The organism is Streptomyces inhibens, assembly GCF_003389455.1.
Classification (GTDB): Bacteria; Actinomycetota; Actinomycetes; order Streptomycetales; family Streptomycetaceae; genus Streptomyces; species Streptomyces inhibens.
Map to the genome: position 1 here is coordinate 1 of NZ_QUAC01000463.1, position 21,484 is coordinate 21,484.

The window sequence follows — 21,484 nt, forward strand, 5'->3', positions numbered from 1 at the left end:
GCCCGCCAGTGGTGACTGGCGGGCACGGCCGTATCGCTGCGGGAGATCTCGTCAGACGTTGAAGCCCAGCGCGCGGAGCTGCTCGCGGCCATCGTCGGTGATCTTGTCCGGGCCCCACGGGGGCATCCAGACCCAGTTGATCTTCAGCTCGTTGACGATGCCGTCCGTGGCGGACTTCGCCTGGTCCTCGATGACATCGGTCAGCGGGCAGGCCGCGGACGTCAGCGTCATATCGATGGTGGCGATATTGGCGTCGTCGACGTGGATGCCGTAGATCAGTCCGAGGTTGACGACATCGATGCCCAGCTCGGGGTCGACGACGTCGTACAGCGCCTCGCGGACCTCTTCCTCGGATGCCGGCTTGGTGGTGGTCGGGGTCTCGGTCATGCGGTCTTCGCCTCCTCGGAGAGGGCCTTGGCCGTGGCGTCCTTCCAGGCCATCCAGCTGAGCAGCGCGCACTTCACGCGCGCCGGGTACTTGGAGACGCCGGCGAACGCGACCGCGTCCTCCAGCACCTCCTCCATCGCGTCATCCGGCTCGACCTGGCCCTTGGACTGCATCAGCTCCAGGAACGTCTCCTGGATCTTCTGCGCCTCACTGAGCTGCTTGCCGACCAGGAGCTCGTTGAGCACCGACGCACTGGCCTGGCTGATGGAGCAGCCCTGGCCCTCGTAGGACACATCCTCAATCGTCGCGCCATCGAGCCGCACGCGCAGCGTGATCTCGTCACCGCACGTGGGGTTGACATGGTGCACCTCGGCGTCGCCGTCCCGAAGACCGCGCCCATGCGGGTGCTTGTAGTGGTCCAGGATGACGTCCTGGTACATGGAATCCAGCTTCACGACTCAGTCAGTCCTCGTCCTCATCCGCTGTGCCTGATTAACCGAAGAAGTTGCGGACGTGCTCCAGGCCCTCGACCAAGGCGTCGACCTCGGCAGGCGTGGAGTACAGATAGAACGACGCTCGCGTGGTCGCAGGAATTCCGTAGCGCAGGCAGACCGGCCGCGCGCAGTGGTGACCCACCCGGACCGCGATGCCCTGCTCGTCCAGCACCTGGCCGACGTCGTGCGGATGGATGTCGCCGAGTGTGAAGGAGATCGTCGCGCCGCGCTCCTCGGCCGTGCTCGGGCCGATGATGCGCAGGTCGGGGACCTCCAGCAGCCGCTTGACGGCGTACTCGGTGATCGCGTGCTCATGCGCGGCGATCTTGTCCATGCCGATCGAGGTGAGGTAGTCCACGGCCGCGCCGAGGCCGACGGCCTGGGCGATCGGGGGCGTACCGGCCTCGAACTTGTGCGGCGCGGGCGCATACGTCGAGGAGTGCATCGAGACGGTCTCGATCATCTCGCCGCCGCCGAGGAACGGCGGGAGGTCCTCCAGCAGCTCCTGGCGGCCCCACAGGACGCCGATACCGGTCGGGCCGCACATCTTGTGGCCGGTGAAGGCCACGAAGTCGGCCTGCAGCGCCTGGACGTCCAGCACCATGTGCGGGGCGGCCTGCGAGGCGTCGATGCAGACCAGCGCGCCGACTTCCTGGGCGCGCCGGATGATCGTCTCGACCGGGTTGATCGTGCCCATGATGTTGGAGACCAGCGTGAAGGAGACGATCTTCGTCTTCTCGGTGATGATCTCGTCGATGTTGGACAGGTCGAGGCGGCCGTCGTCGGTGATGCCGAACCACTTCAGCTTCGCGCCGGTGCGCTGCGAGAGCAGCTGCCACGGGACGATGTTGGAGTGGTGCTCCATCTCCGTGATGACGATCTCGGTCTCGCGGTCCACGCGGTAGGGCTCATCGGCCCAGCCCAGCATGTTCGCCACGAGGTTGAGCGACTCGGAGGCGTTCTTGGTGAAGATCACCTCGTCGCGGCTCGGCGCGTTGATGAAGGCGGCGACCTTGTCGCGGGCACCTTCGTACAGCGCCGTGGCCTCCTCGGCGAGCACATGCACGCCGCGGTGGACGTTGGCGTTGTGCTGTTCGTAGTAGGCGTTGAGCGCATCGAGGACCTGGCGCGGCTTCTGGGACGTCGCCGCGTTGTCCAAGTACACGATCTTCTTCCCGTCGTGGACCTGACGGTCCAGGAGGGGGAAGTCCTTACGGATCGCCTCTGTGTCGAGGAGGCCCGGCAGCTGTGTCACGCGGTTGCGCCACCCTTCGTGTATGCCTCGTAGCCCTCGGCCTCCAGCTTGTCCGCGAGCTCGGCACCGCCGGACTCGGCGATCCGGCCGTTCGCGAACACATGCACCTGGTCGGGCTTGATGTAGCGCAGGATGCGCGTGTAGTGGGTGATCAGCAGCGTGCCGACCTGGCCGGTCTCGCGGACGCGGTTGACGCCCTCGGAGACGGTGCGCAGCGCGTCGACGTCCAGACCGGAGTCGGTCTCGTCGAGGATCGCGATGGCCGGCTTGAGCAGCTCCAGCTGGAGGATCTCGTGGCGCTTCTTCTCACCGCCGGAGAAGCCCTCGTTCACGTTCCGCTCGGCGAACGCGGGGTCCATCTGGAGACGCTCCATGGCCTCCTTGACCTCCTTGACCCACAGCCGCAGCTTGGGGGCCTCACCGCGGATGGCGGTGGCGGAGGTGCGCAGGAAGTTGGAGACGGAGACGCCGGGGACCTCAACCGGGTACTGCATGGCGAGGAAGACGCCGGCCCGGGCGCGCTCGTCGACGGACATCTCCAGGACGTCCTCGCCGTCGAGGGTGACGGTGCCGCCGGTGATCGTGTACTTGGGGTGACCCGCAAGCGAGTAGGCGAGGGTCGACTTGCCGGAGCCGTTGGGGCCCATGATGGCGTGCGTCTCGCCCTGCTTCACGGTCAGGTCGACGCCCTTCAGGATCTCGCGCGGACCGTTCTCGGCGTCGACGGAGACGTGCAGGTCGTGGATCTCAAGCGTTGCCATGGGGAACTCAGGACTCCTGGGTGACGGAGACGAGCACGTCGTCCCCTTCGATCTTTACGGGGTATACGGGGACGGGGCGCGTCGCGGGAAGGCCGTTCGGCTTGCCGGTACGCAGGTCGAAGCTCGAACCATGCAGCCAGCACTCGATCGAGCAGTCCTCGACCTCGCCCTCCGAGAGGGAGACATTCGCATGCGAGCAGATGTCGTTGATCGCGAACACCTCGCCCTCGGTGCGGACCAGAGAGATCGGGGTGCCGTCGAGTTCCACCCTCTTGGGGGTGTCCTCCTCCAGCTCACTGAGCGCCGCTGCGCGTACGTATGTCATACCGAGGACGCTTCCAGCTCGGCCTCGATCTTGCTCATCAGACGCTCTTCGACGTCCGGGAGACCGATCTGCTGGACCAGCTCGGCGAAGAAGCCGCGGACGACCAGCCGGCGGGCCTCGTCGGCCGGGATGCCGCGGGCCATCAGGTAGAACAGCTGCTCGTCGTCGAACCGGCCGGTCGCCGAGGCGTGTCCGGCGCCGACGATCTCGCCGGTCTCGATCTCCAGGTTGGGCACCGAGTCGACCCGCGCGCCGTCGGTCAGCACGAGGTTGCGGTTGAGCTCGTAGGTGTCCGTGCCGGTCGCGGACGCCCGGATGAGAACATCGCCGATCCAGACGGCGTGCGCGTCCTGGCCCTGCAGCGCGCCCTTGTAGGTCACGTTGGAGCGGCAGTTGGACGCCTCGTGGTCGACGAAGAGGCGGTGCTCGTGGTGCTGGCCCTCTTCGGTGAAGTACAGGCCGTAGAGCTCGGCCTCGCCGCCGGGGCCGGCGTAGGTGATACGCGGGTGCAGCCGGACGAGGTCGCCGCCGAAGGTGACGATCACGGACTTGAAGGTGCCGTCCCGGCCGACGAGGGCGTTGTGCTGCCCGACGTGGACGGCCTTCTCGTCCCAGTCCTGGACGGAGACGACGGTCAGCTTGGCGCCGTCACCGAGGAGGTAGTCGACGTTGGCGGCGAGCACCGCGTCACCGGTGTGGTCGATGACGACGACCGCCTCGGCGAACGCGCCGAGCTCGATGACCTGGTGGCCGAAGGCGGTGCCGCCCTCGCCGTGCACGGTGATCCGGATCGGCTCGGAGAGCACGGTCTCCTTGGGGACCGAGACCACCGAGGCCTTCTCGAAGGAGCTGTACGCCTGCGCGGCGACCCGGTCCACGGGCTTGCCGGCCTTGCCGACCCTCGGGTCCTCACGGCCGACCAGCTCGTGGGTGACGCCCTCGGGCGCGGTGATGTCGACCTTGAGGTCGGCGCCGCCCGCGACGGCGCTGCCGTCGTGCAGGCCCTTCAGGCGCGCGAGGGGCGTGAAGCGCCACTCCTCCTCGCGGCCGTGCGGCACCGGGAAGTCCGCCACGTCGTAGGACGGCGGGGCGCTCATCCGGGTGGCGACGGTGGACTCCGCGGCCACCGCGATGGAGCCGGTGGTCGTGGAACCCGCCGGGATGTTCTGAGCCTCAGCCATGGCTGTCGTCGTGCTCGCTTTCTGCAATCAGGGAGTCAGTCGCTGCGTGGGGGCGGGCGTCAGCCGACCGCGCCTTCCATCTGCAGCTCGATCAGCCGGTTCAGCTCCAGCGCGTACTCCATCGGCAGCTCACGGGCGATCGGCTCGACAAAGCCGCGCACGATCATCGCCATGGCCTCGAACTCCGTCAGGCCGCGGGCCATCAGGTAGAAGAGCTGGTCCTCGCTGACCTTGGAGACGGTCGCCTCGTGGCCCATGGAGACGTCGTCCTCGCGGACGTCGACGTAGGGGTAGGTGTCCGACCGGGAGATGGTGTCCACCAGCAGGGCGTCACACAGCACGTTGGACTTGGAGCCCGCGGCGCCCTCGCCGATCTCGACCAGACCACGGTAGGAGGTCCGGCCGCCGCCTCGCGCCACCGACTTGGAGACGATGTTGGAGGAGGTGTTCGGCGCCATGTGGACCATCTTGGAGCCGGCGTCCTGGTGCTGGCCCTCGCCCGCGAAGGCGATGGACAGCGTCTCGCCCTTGGCGTGCTCACCCATGAGGTAGACCGCCGGGTACTTCATGGTCACCTTGGAGCCGAGGTTGCCGTCGACCCACTCCATCGTCGCGCCCTCGTAGGCGACGGCGCGCTTGGTGACCAGGTTGTAGACGTTGTTCGACCAGTTCTGGATGGTCGTGTAGCGGCAGCGGCCGCCCTTCTTCACGATGATCTCGACCACCGCGGAGTGCAGCGAGTCCGACTTGTAGATCGGCGCCGTGCAGCCCTCGACGTAGTGGACGTAGGCGTCCTCGTCGACGATGATCAGCGTCCGCTCGAACTGGCCCATGTTCTCGGTGTTGATCCGGAAGTAGGCCTGCAGCGGGATGTCGACGTGGACACCCTTGGGGACGTAGATGAACGAGCCGCCGGACCACACCGCGGTGTTCAGCGACGCGAACTTGTTGTCACCGACCGGGATGACCGTGCCGAAGTACTCCTGGAAGAGCTCCGGGTGCTCCTTGAGCGCGGTGTCGGTGTCCAGGAAGATGACGCCCTGCTCCTCCAGGTCCTCACGGATCTGGTGGTAGACGACCTCGGACTCGTACTGCGCGGCGACACCGGCGACCAGACGCTGCTTCTCCGCCTCGGGGATGCCCAGCTTGTCGTAGGTGTTCTTGATGTCCTCGGGCAGCTCCTCCCAGGAGGCGGCCTGCTGCTCGGTGGAGCGGACGAAGTACTTGATGTTGTCGAAGTCGATGCCCGACAGGTCCGAGCCCCAGTTCGGCATGGGCTTCTTGCCGAACAGCTTCAGGCCCTTGAGACGGAGCTTGAGCATCCACTCCGGCTCGTTCTTCTTCGCCGAGATGTCGCGGACGACGTCCTCGGAGAGACCGCGCTTGGCCGAAGCGCCGGCCACGTCAGAGTCGGCCCAGCCGTATTCGTACTTGCCCAGGCCCTCGAGCTCGGGGTGAGCAGTCTCCGTGGGGAGCGTCATGCGGGGTTCCTCCCGGCCGTGCTTGCAGATGCTGTGGTGGTCTTGGTGGTGGTGCGTTGCGTGCTGTGAGCGGCCTTGCCGGCACCGGCCTTCGGTACGAAGGTCGTGCACACCCCGTCACCGTGGGCGATGGTGGCAAGCCGCTGTACGTGGGTCCCGAGCAATCGGGAGAAGACCTCGGTCTCCGCCTCGCACAGCTGCGGGTACTGCTCGGCGACATGGGCGACCGGGCAGTGGTGCTGGCAGAGCTGCTCACCGAGCTGGGGATTGGGCGCGCTGCGCGCCGTAGCAGCGTACCCGTCCGCGGTCAACGCCTTCGCAAGGGCCTCGGTGCGACGCTCCGGCTCGGCGGCCTCGACCGCCTCACGGTAGCCCTCGGCCTGGGCCGCGAGCCGCGCGCGGGCGAATGCGGCCACGGCCGCCTCGCCCTTCTCGCCGCCGCCCGCGCTCTGCGCGATCCAGCGCAGCGCTTCGGTGGCGAGCTGGTCGTAGGCCTGGTCGAAGGCGTCCCGCCCGCAGTCGGTGAGGGCGAAGGCCTTGGCCGGGCGGCCGCGGCCACGGGTGCCGTAGACCCGCTTCTCGCGGGGCTCGACGACGCCCTCCGCGGCGAGCGTGTCCAGATGGCGGCGGACCGCGGCCTGGGTCAGCTCCAGACGGAGTGCGAGCTCGGCCGCGGTGGACGGACCGTGGTCGAGGATGGAGCGGGCGACCCTGTTGCGGGTGCCCTGCTGTTCGTCGTGCGGCGCCGGGGCGTGCGGGGCGGGCCCGCGCTGCTCGGTCTGCTCGGGCGCGGAGGCGGCCGGCCCGGCGGTCTGCTCGACCGCGGGCCCTTCCTGATCCTCGCTCGCGTATTTCACAACGTCATTGTTGCGTAATTCGTCAAAGCGATACAAGCCTCGTCCGGATCACGGACAGGTGGCCTCTATCACTTAGGCTTACCTAATTCAAGCCCCCGCCGGGGCCCTTCAAAGCGCCGCCGACCTGCGAGGGAGCGCCCCGGCCCGGCGGCCGCCCGGCACGGTCCACGGGGCGCCGAAAATCGTACGGCCGCACACCGCCATATTGACCACCCCGGGCGCCGGTCAGCACCCAAGCCCCCGTTGAGGCCTGACCGGCGACTCTCCGTAGACTGCCCGGCATGCGCAGCACCTCCCCGGGGAGCGATCCCCGGACCCCCGGCCGAGAGTCTGCCGTCGAGATCGTCGGCCTGGTCAAGCGATACGGGACCAAGACCGCCGTGGACGGGCTCGACCTGACCGTCGCACGCGGCGCGGTGACCGCCGTGCTCGGCCCCAACGGCGCCGGCAAGACCACCACCGTCGAGACCTGCGAGGGCTACCGCCGCCCGGACGCCGGCCATGTCCGCGTCCTGGGCCTGGACCCGATCGCCGACGCCGCGGCGCTGCGGCCGCGGATCGGCGTGATGCTGCAGTCCGGCGGCGTCTACGCGAGCGCCAGGGCCGAGGAGATGCTGCGGCACACCGCCACCCTGCACGCCCACCCCCTCGACGTCGCGGTGCTGATCGAGCGGCTCGGCCTGGGCAGCTGCGGCCGGACGCCCTACCGGCGGCTCTCCGGCGGCCAGCAGCAGCGGCTCGCCCTGGCGATGGCCGTGGTCGGCCGCCCCGAGCTGGTCTTCCTCGACGAGCCGACCGCCGGCCTCGACCCGCAGGCCCGGCACGCCACCTGGGACCTCGTACGGGAGCTGCGCGCCGATGGCGTCAGCACCGTACTGACCACGCACTTCATGGACGAGGCCGAGCAGCTCGCCGACGATGTCGCGATCATCGACGGCGGCCGGGTGATCGCCCAGGGCAGCCCGGAGCAGCTGTGCCGCGGCGGCGCGGAGAACAGCCTGCGCTTCACCGGCCGGCCCGGCCTCGACATCGCCTCGCTCCTCAAGGCGCTGCCCGCGGACAGCGCCGCTACGGAGCTGGCCGCCGGCACCTACCGCGTCCACGGCAAGATCGACCCACAGCTGCTGGCCACCGTCGCCTCGTGGTGCGCACAGAACGGGGTGATGCCGGACGCCATAGCCGTGGAGCGGCACACCCTGGAGGACGTCTTTCTTGAGCTCACGGGCAAGGAGCTGCGCGCATGACCGCCACCGAGACCGGTTCCGCCGCCGCGACCGGCACGTTCGCCCCGCGGCCCGGTGCGGCACCGCTGCCGCGGATGATCCGTGCGCAGGCGGCCCTGGAGACCAGGATGCTGCTGCGCAACGGTGAGCAGCTGCTGCTGACCGTCGTCATTCCGACGCTGCTGCTGGTGCTGTTCTCCGCCGTCGACATCATCGCGGTGCCCACCGACACGGCCGGCGGCGCCGGCAGCTCCGTCGACTTCCTGGCGCCCGGCATCCTGGCGCTCGCCGTGATGTCCACCGCCTTCACCGGCCAGGCCATCGCGACCGGCTTCGAGCGGCGCTACGGCGTGCTCAAGCGGCTCGCCGTCTCGCCGCTGCCGCGCTGGGGGCTGATGACCGCGAAGACCTGCGCGGTGCTGGTCACCGAAGTCCTGCAGATCGCCCTGCTGACGGCGGTCGCCCTCGCGCTGGGCTGGTCCCCGCACGGCAACCCGGTCGCCGTGGTGCTGCTGCTCCTCCTGGGCACCGCCGCCTTCTCCGGCCTGGGCCTGCTGATGGCCGGCACGCTCAAGGCGGAGGCCACCCTGGCGGCCGCCAATCTGGTGTTCCTGCTGCTGCTGGTCGGCGGCGGCGTCATCGTCCCGCTGACGAAGTTCCCGGAGGCCGCCCAGAGCGTGCTCGGGCTGCTGCCGATCGCGGCGCTGTCCGACGGGCTGCGCGACGTCCTCCAGCACGGCGCCGGCCTCCCCTGGCAGAACCTCGGCATCCTCGCGGTGTGGGCGGTGCTCGGGCTGGGGGCGGCGGCGCGGTTCTTCCGCTGGGAGTAGCGGCCGAGGGCGCCGCCGGGGCCGTACGGATACCCCCCGAACCCTCCGGCGGGAACACAAACCGGACCCTCGTGAAAACTCGCACAAGCAGCCGCCTACGATGGCTCCCGTGCCGAATTCGCTGAACCCCCTTGAGCTGATCGCCCGCCGCTGGCAGCCCTCCGCGGCCTTCGTGCGACAGACTGCACTGGCCACCGTCGTCATGGCCGTGATCATCGTCGTCACGGGCGGCGCGGTCCGGCTCACCCAGTCCGGACTGGGCTGCTCGACCTGGCCCACGTGCACGCCGGAGAGCCTGACGCCGACCTCCGCGATGGGCATCAACGGCCTCGTCGAGTTCGGCAACCGCACCCTGACCGGCGTGCTGTGTGTGGTCGTCGGAGTGTTCATCATCGCGGCCCGTGCCCGGCACCCCCGGCGCCGCTCGCTCACCCGCCTCGGCTGGGCGCAGTTCTGGATCGTCATGATCAACGCCGTCGTCGGCGGCATCACGGTCCTGACCGGCCTGAACCCCTACATCGTCAGCTCGCACTTCCTGGCGGCCACGGCGCTGCTCACGGTCGCCGTGCTCAGCTGGAAGCGGGCGGGCGAGGGCGACGAGGAGCCGCGCGACCTGGTCGCCCGCCCGGTCCGCCAGCTCGGCTGGCTGCTGGTGACGGCGACCGGCGCGCTGACCGTCATCGGCTCGGTCGTCACCGGCACGGGACCGCACGCGGGCGACGCCACCAAGCTCGACCACCGCATCCCGCTGAACTGGCAGGAGATCACCCAGCTCCACGTCGACTTCGTCTACATCGTCGTCGGCCTGACCGTCGCCCTGTGGTTCACGCTGCGCGCCGTCAAGGCACCGGCCGCCCCGCGCCGGATGGTCCTGGAGCTGTTCGCCTGCGTCGCCCTGCAGGGCGTCATCGGCTATGTCCAGTACTTCATGGGCCTGCCCGAGCTCGTCATCGGGTTCCACATGCTGGGCTCGGCCCTGGTGTGGATCTGTGTGCTGCGGGTCTGTCTGTCGCTGCGCGACCGCGGTCCGCTCCAGGAGGAGGACCCCGACGAGTCCGCTCCCTCCGGCGAGCAGGAGGCACCCGAACCTCAGGTGGCCTCCGCGTCCAGCCGGTAGACCCGGCGCGCGGTCCCCGACCCGACCATCTCGGTGATCCGCCGCCCGTCCTCGGCCGCGCACAGCCCCTCGTCGGTCCACTCCCGTACGAGGCGCCGCATGGCGCGCAGGAAGAACCGGGCGCCGGTCACATACAGCTCGGGCAGCCCGCGGGCGCCCGAGGAGAACAGCAGCTTGCCGAACGGCGCCTGACCGAGCGTCTCCTCGGGGCACGGCCCGGCGTCCGCGTAGACATGGGCGTGCACCGCGGCGAGCTGCGCCGCCCGCCGGTGGTGCGGCTCCCCGGGCAGCAGGACGAGATCCGCACCGATGCCGGTCGTGGCGCGCAGAAAGGCCGCCAGCGGCCGCGGATCGGGGCTGTGCAGCTGCACCGGCAGCCCGGTCGCCACCGCGCTCCACAACAGATGCCGTACGAGCGCGGGCTCCCCGAGCCGCTCCCCGGGGCGGCGGCCGCGCAGCCAGCGGTCCGCGGCGCGCCGTACCTCGCCGGCCTCGGGGGCGCGCCCGTCGCAGTAGGTGGCGCCGGAGGCGAAGGCGGTGGCGTTCTGGGCCGCCGCGTAGAGGGCCTCGGCGGTGTAGCCGATGAAGGAGTCGACGCTGCCGGAGGTGTCGGCGACCTGCTCGGCGAGCGGTTCGAGCCGTACGACCTCGTGGGCGCGGGCCTCGGCGGCGGTGGCGAGTTCGGTGGCCGAGGTCAGATCGCTGGGGGTGCCGGCCTCCAGCAGGAACGTGCCGATGCCGGAGCCGCGCAGCAGCATCCGCCCGGCCTTGTAGGCGCCCACCTCACGTCTGCGGGCCAGATAGCGGGCCGGCGGACAGTGCGGTTCCAGGCCGAGCAGCGGGGGGCACCAGCGGCGTATCGCGAGCCCGGTCCAGCTGTCGAAGTAGCTGGTGCCGGCGGGGGCGGGGCCGTGAGCGCCGGCCGCGGCGGCGAGGTGGGTCTCGAAGGAGCCGAGGCCGAGCTCGCCGTGCACCGTGCCGTGGCTGTACTGATCGATGAGCGGTGGAAATCCGTCCATCCGCTCCTCCTCGCCGAGAGCCCACCGGGCGTGGCCGAAGCGCCGCGCCTGGTGGGCTTAACGGACGAGGTGGTGGTGAGGTATCGGGCTCCGCTTCCGGCGTGCGCTCCGGCGCACGGCGCCATCGCCTCGCGAGAGCCTCAGGCGTTGGCCGGGCCGCCGATCTGGATGCCCGCCATCCGGGACCACTCGTAGGGGCCGGTACGGACCTTGGCGGCCAGGTCGCCGTCGAAGTCGTCCTGGAGCGCGATGCCGGCCCGCTCGGCGGCGTCCTTGGCGGAGTCGAAGCTGTCGGCGACGAGGTTTCCCCACTCGCCGTTGGCCCCGACAAGGGCGATCCGGGTACGGCCGCGGCCGATGTGCGCGAGCTGGCCTTCGGCGCTGCCGCCGTGCGACTCGGCGAAGGCGCGGATCTGCTTGGCGAGCGTGGCCGTGCGCCTGTCGGCCCGCTTGCCGGCCTTCGCGTCGGCCGCCGACTCCACCTGCTCGTCCGCCTGCTGGGTGTCTGCCATGGACAGCATGCTACCCGCGAGTACGGCCGTTTGTGAGGGTGATCCCCCACACCTCTCAACGGAGGAAGGGATCCACCGCGACGGCGACGAACAGCAGCGACACATAGCTGATGGACCAGTGGAAGAGCCGCATCTCCTTGAGCTTGGCGCCCGTGATCCCGGCCTTGGCGCGGGACTGCAGGCCGTGCGCCTCCTTGAGCCAGAAGGCGCCGCAGGCGAGCGCGACCGCGGTGTAGAACCAGCCGGTGTAGCCCAGCGGCTGCAGCAGCAGCGAGACGCCGACCATCACCCAGCTGTAGGCGACGATCTGCCGGGCCACGGCCTTGTTGCCGGCGATGACCGGCAGCATCGGCACACCGACCCGCTCGTAGTCGTCCTTGGCCTTCATCGACAGCGGCCAGTAATGCGGCGGCGTCCAGAAGAAGATGACGAGGAAGAGGACCAGCGCGGCCCAGGAGACCGAATTCGTCACCGCGGACCAGCCGATGAAGACCGGCATACAGCCCGCGATTCCGCCCCAGACAATGTTCTGTGCGGTACGCCGCTTGAGGATCATCGTGTAAACGACGACATAGAAAAGCAGCGCCGCGAGCGACAGCACCGCCGACAGCGGGTTGACGAAGTACCAGAACCAGGCGGTGGAGCCGACCGCGAGCGCGGTCGCGAAGACCAGGCATTCGCGCGGCGAGACCATGCCGGTGACCAGCGGCCGCTGTGAGGTGCGGTCCATCAGCGCGTCGATGTCGCGGTCGATGTACATGTTGTAGGCGGCCGCGCCGCCGGCGGAGAGGTAACCGCCGACGCAGGTCGCCAGCACGAGCCACAGGTCGGGGACGCCCTTGGCCGCCAGGAACATCACCGGCACGGTGGTCATCAGCAGCAGTTCGATGACGCGTGGCTTGGTCAGCGCCACGAATGCCTTGACGCGGGGCCCGAACGGCTGCTTTCCGGGACTCCCGGGGACCTGAGAGAGCTCCCCCACAGCCTTGGCGGCGTGGGCGGTGCCCCCACCCGCAGGACGGGATTCGACGGCCGTCACGCACACCCCTGGAAGTAACATCTGCGGCGTCCGCCGCGGAAGAGATAAGGCTTGCAAGCTCGTCCGGCCGGGAAGGCCCGGTAAAGGCTTGCGCTTACCACGCCACTTTAGACGTTGGCCATACAGCGATCTTCGCGGGGGTGGGCTCGTGTTGGGCGCCCGGGCGCGGGGCGGCGCGGACACCTTTTACCCAGGCGTTCGCCCGACGTTCAGGAGGCGAACGCGAGCACCGCCCGGCAGTCTGGTCGTACGGCTCTCGCGTGAGCGCCGGGTCGGGAACGACCGAAGTCCCGATTTGATTGCCCAAAGCGACCGGCCGCCATGACACCACCCACCGACTGAGCGCCCAAAACATCGACTGAGCGTCGAAAAGACGCACGCACTTGCGGGGGTAGGCTCGACACCGCCTGCGGACATACCGTCCCCGGCATTCGACATGTGGAGAGGAGCCCTGACTCAGGGTGAGCACCAAGCCGACCACCACAGATCTCGAGTGGACCGAACTGGACCAGCGGGCAGTGGACACCGTCCGCGTCCTGGCCATGGATTCCGTGCAGAAGGTCGGTAACGGCCATCCGGGTACGGCCATGAGCCTGGCTCCGGCCGCCTACCTTCTCTTCCAGAAGCTGATGCGGCACGACCCGGCGGACGCGAACTGGACCGGCCGCGACCGGTTCGTCCTCTCCGCAGGCCACTCCAGCCTGACCCTCTACATCCAGCTCTACCTCGCCGGCTACGGCCTGGAGCTGGACGACCTGAAGGCCTTCCGCACCTGGGGCTCGAAGACCCCCGGCCACCCCGAGTACGGCCACACCACCGGCGTCGAGACCACCACCGGCCCGCTGGGCCAGGGTGTCGCCAACGCCGTGGGTATGGCGATGGCGGCCCGCTACGAGCGCGGTCTGTTCGACCCCGAGGCCGCGCCGGGCACCTCGCCCTTCGACCACACCATCTGGTGCATCGCCGGTGACGGCTGCCTCCAGGAGGGCATCTCCGCCGAGGCCTCCTCCCTGGCGGGCCACCAGAAGCTCGGCAACCTCGTCCTGCTGTGGGACGACAACCACATCTCCATCGAGGGCGACACCGAGACCGCGGTCTCCGAGGACACCCTCAAGCGCTACGAGGCCTACGGCTGGCACGTCCAGCGCGTCGAGCAACTGCCCAACGGCGACCTGGACCCGGCCGGTCTGGCCAAGGCCCTGCTGGCCGCCAAGGCCGAGACCGGGCGCCCCTCGTTCATCGCGGCCCGCTCGATCATCGCCTGGCCGGCCCCCCACGCCCAGAACACCGAGGCCGCGCACGGCTCGGCCCTGGGTGAGGAAGAGGTCGCGGCCACCAAGCGCGTCCTGGGCTTCGATCCGGAGAAGTCCTTCGACGTCGCCGACGAGGTGCTCGCGCACACCCGCGCCGCCCTCGACCGCGGCCGCGACGCCAAGAAGGAGTGGGAGAAGTCCTTCGCCGACTGGCGCACCGCCAACCCGGAGCGCGCCGCGGAGTTCGACCGGATCGCCGCGGGCGAGCTGCCCGAGGGCTGGGAGGACCACCTCCCGGCGTTCGAGACCGGTAAGTCCGTCGCCACCCGCGCCGCGTCCGGCAAGGTGCTGCACGCCCTCGGCTCGGTGATCCCGGAGCTGTGGGGCGGCTCGGCCGACCTGGCCGGCTCGAACAACACCACGATCGACAAGACCTCCTCGTTCCTCCCGGCGGACAACCCGCTGCCGGAGGCCGACCCCTACGGCCGCACGATCCACTTCGGTATCCGTGAGCACTCCATGGCCGCGGAGATGAACGGCATCGCGCTGCACGGCAACACCCGCATCTACGGCGGCACCTTCCTGGTGTTCTCCGACTACATGCGCAACGCCGTCCGCCTGTCCGCACTGATGCACCTGCCGGTGACGTACGTGTGGACGCACGACTCCATCGGTCTGGGCGAGGACGGCCCGACCCACCAGCCGATCGAGCACCTCGCCTCGCTGCGCGCCATCCCGGGTCTGAACATCGTCCGCCCGGCCGACGCCAACGAGACCGCGATCGCCTGGCGCGAGATCCTCAAGCGCTTCACGAAGGAGTACGGCGTGGGGGCCCCGCACGGCCTCGCGCTGACCCGTCAGGGCGTGCCGACGTACCCGGCCAACGAGGCTGCCGCCAAGGGCGGTTACGTGCTGTTCGACGCCGAAGGCGCCGACGGACAGAGCGCCGCGCCGCAGGTCGTGCTGATCGGTACCGGTTCCGAGGTGCAGCTCGCCGTCGAGGCGCGCGAGCAGCTGCAGGCCGAGGGCGTCCCCACCCGCGTGGTGTCGATGCCGTCGGTCGAGTGGTTCGACCAGCAGGACCAGGCCTACCGCGACAGCGTGCTGCCCCCGTCCGTCAAGGCCCGTGTCGCCGTCGAAGCCGGCATCGGTCTGACCTGGCACCGCTTCGTCGGTGACGCCGGGCGCATCGTGTCGGTGGAGCACTTCGGTGCCTCGGCCGACGGCAAGGTGCTCTTCCGCGAGTTCGGCTTCACCGCCGACGCGGTCGCCGCCGCCGCCCGGGAATCACTTGAAGCCGCCGCGCGCTGACGCCCGTACACAACAAGTAGGAGATGCAGAACCCATGACAGACGCACTCAAGCGCCTCTCCGACGAAGGCGTCGCGATCTGGCTGGACGACCTGTCGCGCAAGCGCATCACGTCCGGCAACCTCGCCGAGCTGATCGACCAGCAGCACGTCGTCGGTGTCACGACGAACCCGTCGATCTTCCAGAAGGCGATCTCCTCGGGCGACGGCTACCAGCAGCAGGTCACCGACCTCGCCGCCCGCAAGGTCACCGTCGACGAAGCCATCCGCATGATCACGACGGCGGACGTCCGCAACGCCGCCGACATCCTGCGGCCGGTCTTCGACGCCACCGGCGGCCAGGACGGCCGGGTCTCCATCGAGGTCGACCCGCGCCTGGCGCACAAGACCGTGCCGACCATCGCCGAGGCCAAGCAGCTGGCGTGGCTGGTGGACCGCCCGAACACGCTGATCAAGATCCCGGCCACCAAGGCGGGCCTCCCGGCGATCACCGAGGTCATCGGCCTGGGCATCAGCGTCAATGTCACGCTGATCTTCTCGCTGGAGCGCTACCGCGAGGTCATGGACGCCTACCTGGCGGGCCTGGAGAAGGCCAAGGCCGCGGGCCTGGACCTGTCCCTGATCCGTTCGGTGGCGTCGTTCTTCGTGTCCCGCGTGGACTCCGAGATCGACAAGCGCCTGGACAAGCTGGGCACGGACGAGGCCAAGGCCCTCAAGGGCAAGGCCGCGCTGGCCAACGCCCGGCTGGCCTACGAGGCGTACGAGGAGGTCTTCTCCTCCGAGCGCTGGGCCGCCCTGGACAAGGCGGGCGCCAACAAGCAGCGTCCGCTGTGGGCCTCGACCGGCGTCAAGGACCCGGACTACAAGGACACGCTGTACGTCGACGAGCTGGTCGCCCCGGGCACGGTCAACACCATGCCGGAGGCCACCCTGGAGGCCACCGCGGCCCGCGGTGAGATCAAGGGTGACACCGTGCGCGGCACGTACGCGGCGGCCCGGGCCGACCTCGACGCGATCGCGGCGCTCGGGATCTCGTACGACGAGGTCGTGCAGCTCCTGGAGGACGAGGGCGTGGAGAAGTTCGCGGCGTCCTGGAACGACCTGCTCAAGTCCACGGAGGCGGAGCTCAAGCGCCTCGCTCCCTCGGAGGGCTGATCTCCCTTGACTGGTTCACACGGAGCCAACCCGCTTCGTGACGCCGCGGACCGACGGCTCCCGCGTATCGCGGGGCCGTCGGGCCTGGTCATCTTCGGCGTCACGGGCGATTTGTCCCGCAAAAAGCTGATGCCTGCCGTCTACGACCTGGCCAACCGCGGACTGCTCCCGCCGGGTTTCTCCCTCGTCGGGTTCGCCCGTCGTGAGTGGGAGAACGAGGACTTCGCGCAGGAGGTGTACGAAGCGGTCAAGCAGCACGCGCGTACGCCGTTCCGCGAAGAGGTCTGGCAGCAGCTGGTCCAGGGCTGCCGCTTCGTCCAGGGCAACTTCGACGACGACGAGGCCTTCGAGACGCTCAAGGAGACCATCCAGGAGCTCGACAAGGCGCAGGGCACCGGCGGCAACTTCGCCTTCTACCTGTCCGTGCCGCCGAAGTTCTTCCCCAAGGTCGTCCAGCAGCTCAAGAAGCACGGGCTGGCCGACCAGAAGGAGGACTCCTGGCGCCGCGCGGTCATCGAGAAGCCCTTCGGCCACAACCTGGAGAGCGCACAGGAGCTCAACCGGATCGTCCACGAGGTCTTCCCGCCCAACGAGGTCTTCCGGATCGACCACTACCTGGGCAAGGAGACGGTCCAGAACATCCTGGCACTGCGGTTCGCCAACACGATGTTCGAACCGCTGTGGAACCGCAGCTATGTCGACCACGTCCAGATCACGATGGCCGAGGACATCGGCATCGGCGGCCGGGCCGGCTACTACGACGGCATCGGCGCCGCCCGTGACGTCATCCAGAACCACCTGCTCCAGCTGCTCGCGCTGACCGCGATGGAGGAGCCCGCCTCCTTCGAGGCGGATGCGCTGGTCGCGGAGAAGACCAAGGTGCTGGGCGCGGTCAGGCTCCCCAAGGACCTCGGCAAGGAGACCGTCCGCGCGCAGTACGCGGAGGGCTGGCAGGGCGGCGAGCAGGCCGTCGGCTATCTCCAGGAAGAGGGCATCGACCCCAAGTCGAAGACCGACACCTACGCCGCGATCAAGCTGTCGATCGACAACCGCCGCTGGGCGGGTGTCCCCTTCTATCTGCGCACCGGCAAGCGTCTGGGCCGCCGGGTCACCGAGATCGCGGTGGTCTTCCAGCGCGCTCCGCACTCCCCCTTCGACCACACCGCCACCGAGGAGCTGGGGCAGAACGCCCTGGTGATCCGGGTGCAGCCGGACGAGGGCGTGACCGTGCGGTTCGGTTCGAAGGTGCCCGGTACCTCGATGGAGGTACGGGACGTCTCGATGGACTTTGCGTACGGCGAATCCTTCACCGAGTCCAGCCCCGAGGCGTACGAGCGCCTGATCCTGGACGTGCTGCTGGGTGACGCCAACCTCTTCCCGCGCCTGGAGGAGGTCGAGCAGTCCTGGCGGATTCTCGACCCGATCGAGGAGTACTGGGACAAGCACGGCAAGCCCGCGCAGTATCCGGCGGGCACCTGGGGCCCCATCGAGGCGGACGAAATGCTCGCACGAGACGGACGGAGCTGGCGTCGGCCATGAAGATCGATCTGACGGAAACCACGGCCAGCAAGATCAACAAGGCGCTGGTGGAGGGCCGTCGCGCCGTCGGCACCCCCGCCATCGGCATGGTGCTCACCCTCGTCATCGTCACCGACGAGGAGAACGCCTACGACGCACTCAAGGCGGCCAACGAGGCATCCCGCGAGCACCCCTCGCGCACCCTCGTCGTCATCAAGCGGGTCAGCCGGTCGCCGCGCGACCGCGCCAAGGCCCGCCTGGACGCCGAGGTGCGGGTCGGCACGGACGCCGGCACCGGCGAGACGGTCGTCCTGCGGCTGTACGGCGAGGCGATCGACCACGCCCAGTCCGTGGTGCTGCCGCTGCTGCTGCCGGACGCCCCGGTCGTGGTCTGGTGGGCGGTGAACGCCCCGCTGAGCCCCGCCAAGGACCCGCTCGGCGCGCTGGCCCAGCGCCGGGTCACCGACGCCTACGCCTCCGAGCAGCCGATCCAGGAGCTCTCCGCGCGCGCCGAGACCTACACGCCCGGCGACACGGACCTGTCGTGGACGCGGATCACCCCGTGGCGTTCGATGCTCGCGGCGGCGCTCGACCAGGCCCCGTGCACGGTCACCTCTGCCGAGGTGGAGGGCGAGGAGTTCAACCCCAGCTGCGAGTTGCTCGCCATGTGGCTGGCCAGCAGGCTGAACGTCCCGGTCACCCGCAAGGTGTCGGCCGGCCCCGGTCTGACCGCCGTACGGATGGAGTCCAGCAGCGGCACGATCGTGCTGGACCGCCCGGACGGCTCGCTGGCCACGCTCTCCATGCGCAACCAGCCGGACCGTGCGGTGGCCCTCAAGCGCCGGGAGACCTCGGAGCTGCTCGCCGAGGAGCTGCGCCGGCTCGACCCGGACGACATCTACGCCGCCGCGCTGAAGTACGGCGTGGACCGGCTCGGTCACCAGGGGGACGGGAAGCCGGCCGAGAAGACGTCCGAGGAGCCGGCGGCCGCCGACAACGCCTCGGCCAAGCCTGCGGCGAAGAAGGCGCCCGCCAAGAAGGCGGCCGCCAAGTGAGTGCTCCGCAGGTTGTCGTCCACCGCGACAAGGAGCTGATGGCCAAGGCCGCGGCGGCCCGGCTGATCACGAAGATCGTGGACGCCCAGGCCGCCCGTGGCTTCGCCTCCGTGGTCCTGACCGGCGGGCGCAACGGCAACGGGCTGCTCGCGGCCCTCGCCGAGGCGCCGGCCCGGGACGCGGTCGACTGGTCCCGGCTCGACCTGTGGTGGGGCGACGAGCGCTTCTTGCCGGACGGTGATCCGGAGCGCAACTACACCCAGGCCCGCGAGGTGCTGCTGGACAGCGTCCCGCTGGACCCGGCCCGGGTGCACCCCATGGCGCCTTCGGACGGCCCGTACGGCAATGACGCCGACGCCGCCGCCGAGGCCTACGCGGCCGAACTCGCCGCCGCCGCGGGCCCCGAGGACCACGGCCCGGTGCCGTCCTTCGACGTCCTGCTGCTGGGCGTCGGCCCGGACACCCATGTGGCCTCGCTCTTCCCCGAACTGCCCGGCGTCTACGAGCGGGAGCGGACGGTGGTCGGGGTGCACGGCGCGCCCAAGCCGCCGCCCACCCGCGTCTCGTTGACCCTGCCCGCGATCCGCGCGGCGCGGGAGGTCTGGCTGCTGGCGGCCGGCGAGGACAAGGCCAATGCCGCGGCCATCGCGCTCTCCGGCGCCGGCGAGGTCCAGGCGCCGGCGGCCGGCGCCCGGGGCCGCAGCCGGACCCTGTGGCTGCTGGACGAGGCGGCGGCGGCCCAACTGCCGCGCGGCCTCTACCCGCCGGCCTCGGCCTGAGCAATTCCTGGCGACGCGCAAGGCCCCGCACCCTTGAGGGTGCGGGGCCTTCGGCGTTACGGGGCGACCTTGAGGATCAACGCCCGTGCAGCTCCCGGTACTTGGCGACCAGGGCGGCCGTCGAGGCGTCCAGGCCCGGCACCTCGGCGCCTTCCGTCAGGGCCGGTTCGACGCGCTTGGCCAGGACCTTGCCCAGCTCCACGCCCCACTGGTCGAAGGAGTCGATGTTCCAGACCGCGCCCTGGACGAACACCTTGTGCTCGTAGAGCGCGATCAGCTGGCCGAGTACGGACGGGCTGAGCTCCTTGGCCAGGATCGTGGTGGTGGGGTGGTTGCCCTGGAACGTCTTGTGCGGCACCAGTTCCTCGGCCACACCTTCGGCGCGCACCTCGTCCGGCGTCTTGCCGAAGGCGAGCGCCTGGCTCTGCGCGAAGAAGTTGGCCATCAGCAGATCGTGCTGGGCGACCAGGCCCGGCAGCAGATCGGGGACCGGCTGGGCAAAGCCGATGAAGTCGGCCGGGATCATCTTCGTGCCCTGATGGAGCAGCTGGTAGTAGGCGTGCTGGCCGTTCGTACCGGGCGTGCCCCAGACGACGGGGCCGGTCTGCCAGCCGACCCGATTGCCGTCGCGGTCAACGGACTTGCCGTTGGACTCCATGTCCAGCTGCTGCAGATAGGCGGTGAACTTGGAGAGGTAGTGGCTGTAGGGCAGCACGGCATGCGACTGGGCGCCGAAGAAGTTGCCGTACCAGATGCCGAGCAGACCCAGCAGCAGCGGGGCGTTCTCCTGCGGCGGGGCGGTCCGGAAGTGCTCGTCGACGAGGTGGAAGCCGGCCAGCATCTCGCGGAACTGCTCCTTGCCGATCGCGATCATCAGCGACAGGCCGATCGCGGAGTCGTAGGAGTAGCGGCCGCCGACCCAGTCCCAGAACTCGAACATGTTGTCCGTGTTGATGCCGAACTCCGCCACCTTCTCGGCGTTGGTCGACAGGGCCACGAAGTGCTTGGCGACCGCTTCGCTTCCGGCACGCAGACCGGTCAGCAGCCAGTCGCGGGCGGAGGTGGCGTTGGTGATCGTCTCGATGGTGGTGAAGGTCTTCGAGGCGATGATGAACAGCGTCTCGGCCGGGTCGAGGTCGCGTACCGCCTCATGCAGATCGGCGCCGTCCACGTTGGAGACGAAGCGGAACTGCATGTCCCGGTGGGAATAGGCGCGCAGCGCCTCGTACGCCATCGCCGGGCCCAGGTCCGAGCCACCGATGCCGATGTTGACGACGGTCTTGATGCGCCTGCCGGTGTGGCCCTTCCAGTCGCCGGAGCGGACCCGGTCGGAGAAGGTGCCCATCTTCGTCAGGACGGACTGCACGCCGGGGACGACGTTCTCCCCGTCGCTCTTGACGACCGCCGAGCCGGGCGCGCGCAGCGCGGTGTGCAGCACGGAGCGCTGCTCGGTGATATTGATCTTGTCGCCGCGGAACATCGCGTTCCGCAGCTCGCTCACACCGGTCGCCGAGGCCAGGTCGCCCAGCAGCCGCAGCGTCTCATCGGTGACCAGGTGCTTGGAGTAGTCCAGGTGCAGATCGCCGATCTGGAGGGTGTAGCGCTCGGCGCGCGCAGGGTCCCGCTCGAACAGCTCACGCAGCCCCACCTCCCCCAGCTGCTCCCGGTGCTTGCTCAGCGCGGTCCACTCAGGCATCTGGTCGAGCCTGCTGCGGCCTTCTGCGTTCATCTCGGACATCAGCCTTCTTCATCTCGTACCGGCCCCGCCATCTCCCAACCTAATTGATCAGCGCGCGGTAGGAGGTATCTGTCCGCTGCCGGACGACGCGCTGTCGGGGGCCTGAAGAACAGGTATCAGCGCGACGGCGCCCGGCCGCAGCAGTCCGGCGGCGGCAGCTACGCGAACGGCCCGGCCGGAGGGGCGTATCCCCTCC

At 69.7% G+C, this 21,484-nt stretch carries 20 protein-coding genes; 8 read left to right on the top strand and 12 right to left on the bottom strand.

Annotated elements, in window-relative coordinates; all coding sequences use genetic code 11:
• Positions 1-51: 51 nt before the first annotated feature.
• From DY245_RS39965 to DY245_RS40000, 8 genes are read right to left on the bottom strand one after another with little or no spacing between them, the layout of a single operon-like run.
• The gene (locus DY245_RS39965) at positions 52-387 is read right to left on the bottom strand and encodes a metal-sulfur cluster assembly factor (RefSeq protein WP_085927731.1); all 336 of its coding nucleotides are present in this window, start codon (positions 385-387) and stop codon (positions 52-54) included.
• Entirely contained in the window at positions 384-842 is a 459-nt protein-coding gene (gene sufU, locus DY245_RS39970; protein ID WP_128512015.1) for a Fe-S cluster assembly sulfur transfer protein SufU, read from the bottom strand. Before sufU ends, DY245_RS39965 begins: the two co-directional genes overlap by 4 nt.
• A 37-nt stretch (positions 843-879) precedes the next feature.
• Positions 880-2,136, bottom strand: coding sequence for a cysteine desulfurase (locus tag DY245_RS39975; RefSeq protein ID WP_128512016.1), 1,257 nt, complete (start codon positions 2,134-2,136; stop codon positions 880-882).
• A complete protein-coding gene (sufC, locus tag DY245_RS39980) occupies positions 2,133-2,897 on the bottom strand; it encodes a Fe-S cluster assembly ATPase SufC (protein WP_128512017.1) in 765 nt (254 codons plus the stop codon). The genes DY245_RS39975 and sufC overlap by 4 nt, the downstream gene beginning before the upstream one ends.
• Before the next feature lie 7 nt (positions 2,898-2,904).
• Complete coding sequence (locus DY245_RS39985) at positions 2,905-3,222, bottom strand: non-heme iron oxygenase ferredoxin subunit (RefSeq protein ID WP_128512018.1); 318 nt, start codon at positions 3,220-3,222, stop codon at positions 2,905-2,907.
• Positions 3,219-4,403: a Fe-S cluster assembly protein SufD gene (gene sufD, locus DY245_RS39990; protein WP_128512019.1), complete on the bottom strand. Its 1,185-nt coding sequence runs from the start codon at positions 4,401-4,403 to the stop codon at positions 3,219-3,221. The genes DY245_RS39985 and sufD overlap by 4 nt, the downstream gene beginning before the upstream one ends.
• Before the next feature lie 59 nt (positions 4,404-4,462).
• Complete coding sequence (gene sufB / locus DY245_RS39995) at positions 4,463-5,884, bottom strand: Fe-S cluster assembly protein SufB (protein ID WP_128512020.1); 1,422 nt, start codon at positions 5,882-5,884, stop codon at positions 4,463-4,465.
• Positions 5,881-6,741 carry a helix-turn-helix transcriptional regulator gene (locus DY245_RS40000; RefSeq protein ID WP_128512021.1) on the bottom strand — a complete coding sequence of 287 codons (861 nt, stop codon included), beginning with the start codon at positions 6,739-6,741 and terminating at the stop codon, positions 5,881-5,883. Before DY245_RS40000 ends, sufB begins: the two co-directional genes overlap by 4 nt.
• 281 nt (positions 6,742-7,022) lie before the next feature.
• On the opposite strand from DY245_RS40000, the gene DY245_RS40005 reads away from it, so the two are divergent.
• The 3 genes from DY245_RS40005 (at position 7,023) to DY245_RS40015 (ending at position 9,911) form a co-directional block, all read left to right on the top strand.
• On the top strand, positions 7,023-7,985 hold the full coding sequence (locus DY245_RS40005) for an ABC transporter ATP-binding protein (protein WP_128512022.1): 963 nt from the start codon (positions 7,023-7,025) through the stop codon (positions 7,983-7,985).
• Complete coding sequence (locus tag DY245_RS40010) at positions 7,982-8,794, top strand: ABC transporter permease (protein ID WP_128512023.1); 813 nt, start codon at positions 7,982-7,984, stop codon at positions 8,792-8,794. Before DY245_RS40005 ends, DY245_RS40010 begins: the two co-directional genes overlap by 4 nt.
• 109 nt (positions 8,795-8,903) lie before the next feature.
• Positions 8,904-9,911, top strand: a complete 1,008-nt coding sequence (locus tag DY245_RS40015) for a COX15/CtaA family protein (RefSeq protein ID WP_128512024.1) — start codon at positions 8,904-8,906, stop codon at positions 9,909-9,911.
• On the opposite strand, the gene DY245_RS40020 is transcribed toward DY245_RS40015, so the two are convergent.
• From DY245_RS40020 to DY245_RS40030, 3 genes are all read right to left on the bottom strand, one after another.
• On the bottom strand, positions 9,884-10,930 hold the full coding sequence (locus DY245_RS40020) for an amidohydrolase (protein ID WP_128512025.1): 1,047 nt from the start codon (positions 10,928-10,930) through the stop codon (positions 9,884-9,886). The two genes, DY245_RS40015 and DY245_RS40020, sit on opposite strands and share 28 nt — an antisense overlap.
• A 140-nt stretch (positions 10,931-11,070) precedes the next feature.
• Positions 11,071-11,451 carry a type 1 periplasmic-binding domain-containing protein gene (locus DY245_RS40025; protein WP_128512026.1) on the bottom strand — a complete coding sequence of 127 codons (381 nt, stop codon included), beginning with the start codon at positions 11,449-11,451 and terminating at the stop codon, positions 11,071-11,073.
• A 46-nt stretch (positions 11,452-11,497) separates the two neighbouring features.
• Positions 11,498-12,481 carry a heme o synthase gene (locus DY245_RS40030; RefSeq protein ID WP_425329512.1) on the bottom strand — a complete coding sequence of 328 codons (984 nt, stop codon included), beginning with the start codon at positions 12,479-12,481 and terminating at the stop codon, positions 11,498-11,500.
• Between the two features lie 461 nt (positions 12,482-12,942).
• Here DY245_RS40030 and tkt point away from each other — a divergent pair, with 461 nt between their 5' ends.
• Genes tkt through pgl form a run of 5 tightly spaced genes read left to right on the top strand, consistent with a single transcriptional unit; the run spans position 12,943 to position 19,550 of the window.
• Positions 12,943-15,045 carry a transketolase gene (tkt, locus tag DY245_RS40035; protein ID WP_128512027.1) on the top strand — a complete coding sequence of 701 codons (2,103 nt, stop codon included), beginning with the start codon at positions 12,943-12,945 and terminating at the stop codon, positions 15,043-15,045.
• Positions 15,046-15,079: 34 nt separating this feature from the next.
• Positions 15,080-16,198 carry a transaldolase gene (tal, locus tag DY245_RS40040; RefSeq protein ID WP_128512028.1) on the top strand — a complete coding sequence of 373 codons (1,119 nt, stop codon included), beginning with the start codon at positions 15,080-15,082 and terminating at the stop codon, positions 16,196-16,198.
• A 6-nt stretch (positions 16,199-16,204) separates the two neighbouring features.
• On the top strand, positions 16,205-17,737 hold the full coding sequence (gene zwf, locus DY245_RS40045) for a glucose-6-phosphate dehydrogenase (RefSeq protein ID WP_128512029.1): 1,533 nt from the start codon (positions 16,205-16,207) through the stop codon (positions 17,735-17,737).
• Positions 17,734-18,771 carry a glucose-6-phosphate dehydrogenase assembly protein OpcA gene (gene opcA / locus DY245_RS40050; RefSeq protein WP_128512030.1) on the top strand — a complete coding sequence of 346 codons (1,038 nt, stop codon included), beginning with the start codon at positions 17,734-17,736 and terminating at the stop codon, positions 18,769-18,771. Before zwf ends, opcA begins: the two co-directional genes overlap by 4 nt.
• Complete coding sequence (gene pgl, locus DY245_RS40055; RefSeq protein WP_128512031.1) at positions 18,768-19,550, top strand: 6-phosphogluconolactonase; 783 nt, start codon at positions 18,768-18,770, stop codon at positions 19,548-19,550. Before opcA ends, pgl begins: the two co-directional genes overlap by 4 nt.
• Before the next feature lie 76 nt (positions 19,551-19,626).
• Here the strand turns inward: pgl and pgi are convergent, their stop codons facing one another.
• Entirely contained in the window at positions 19,627-21,279 is a 1,653-nt protein-coding gene (gene pgi / locus DY245_RS40060; protein WP_128512033.1) for a glucose-6-phosphate isomerase, read from the bottom strand.
• Positions 21,280-21,484: the final 205 nt, after the last annotated feature.

Excerpts from the sequence above, each read along its gene's own strand:
- DY245_RS39965 (WP_085927731.1), bottom strand. The coding sequence starts at position 387 with ATGACCGAGACCCCGACCACCACCAAGCCGGCATCCGAGGAAGAGGTC.
- sufC (WP_128512017.1), bottom strand. The coding sequence starts at position 2,897 with ATGGCAACGCTTGAGATCCACGACCTGCACGTCTCCGTCGACGCCGAG.
- DY245_RS39985 (WP_128512018.1), bottom strand. The coding sequence starts at position 3,222 with ATGACATACGTACGCGCAGCGGCGCTCAGTGAGCTGGAGGAGGACACC.
- sufD (WP_128512019.1), bottom strand. The coding sequence starts at position 4,403 with ATGGCTGAGGCTCAGAACATCCCGGCGGGTTCCACGACCACCGGCTCC.
- sufB (WP_128512020.1), bottom strand. The coding sequence starts at position 5,884 with ATGACGCTCCCCACGGAGACTGCTCACCCCGAGCTCGAGGGCCTGGGC.
- DY245_RS40005 (WP_128512022.1), top strand. The coding sequence starts at position 7,023 with ATGCGCAGCACCTCCCCGGGGAGCGATCCCCGGACCCCCGGCCGAGAG.
- DY245_RS40010 (WP_128512023.1), top strand. The coding sequence starts at position 7,982 with ATGACCGCCACCGAGACCGGTTCCGCCGCCGCGACCGGCACGTTCGCC.
- DY245_RS40020 (WP_128512025.1), bottom strand. The coding sequence starts at position 10,930 with ATGGACGGATTTCCACCGCTCATCGATCAGTACAGCCACGGCACGGTG.
- DY245_RS40025 (WP_128512026.1), bottom strand. The coding sequence starts at position 11,451 with ATGCTGTCCATGGCAGACACCCAGCAGGCGGACGAGCAGGTGGAGTCG.
- tal (WP_128512028.1), top strand. The coding sequence starts at position 15,080 with ATGACAGACGCACTCAAGCGCCTCTCCGACGAAGGCGTCGCGATCTGG.
- opcA (WP_128512030.1), top strand. The coding sequence starts at position 17,734 with ATGAAGATCGATCTGACGGAAACCACGGCCAGCAAGATCAACAAGGCG.
- pgi (WP_128512033.1), bottom strand. The coding sequence starts at position 21,279 with ATGAACGCAGAAGGCCGCAGCAGGCTCGACCAGATGCCTGAGTGGACC.